This window comes from Adlercreutzia equolifaciens, assembly GCF_029076695.1.
Classification (GTDB): Bacteria; Actinomycetota; Coriobacteriia; order Coriobacteriales; family Eggerthellaceae; genus Adlercreutzia; species Adlercreutzia equolifaciens_A.
The window spans coordinates 1-375 of the sequence record NZ_JARFIK010000115.1; the positions used below are offsets into that span (position 1 = coordinate 1).

1 protein-coding gene is annotated in these 375 nt (G+C 46.9%); it reads left to right on the top strand.

Going from position 1 to position 375, the window contains the following annotated elements; translation table 11 throughout:
* Nucleotides 1-375 (top strand): GTP-binding protein (locus PZH32_RS11695; RefSeq protein ID WP_275208427.1); only part of this gene is annotated, 375 nt, incomplete at both ends.

Genomic DNA, 375 nt, shown 5'->3' on the forward strand with positions numbered 1-375 from the left:
ATGCTGGTAAGACTACACTGACAGAGCGTATTCTTTACTATACCGGTGTTAACTATAAGATTGGTGATACTCACGAAGGTACTGCTACAATGGACTGGATGGAACAGGAGCAGGAAAGAGGTATCACAATTACTTCAGCCGCTACAACATGTCACTGGACATTGGAAGAGAAGACAAAAGTGAAACCGGGCGCTTTAGAGCACCGTATCAATATCATTGATACTCCGGGACACGTTGACTTCACTGTAGAGGTTGAGCGTTCACTCCGTGTACTTGATGGAGCTGTCGGCGTATTCTGTGCTAAGGGTGGTGTTGAGCCGCAGTCAGAAAACGTATGGCGTCAGGCAGACACATACAACGTACCACGTATGGCAT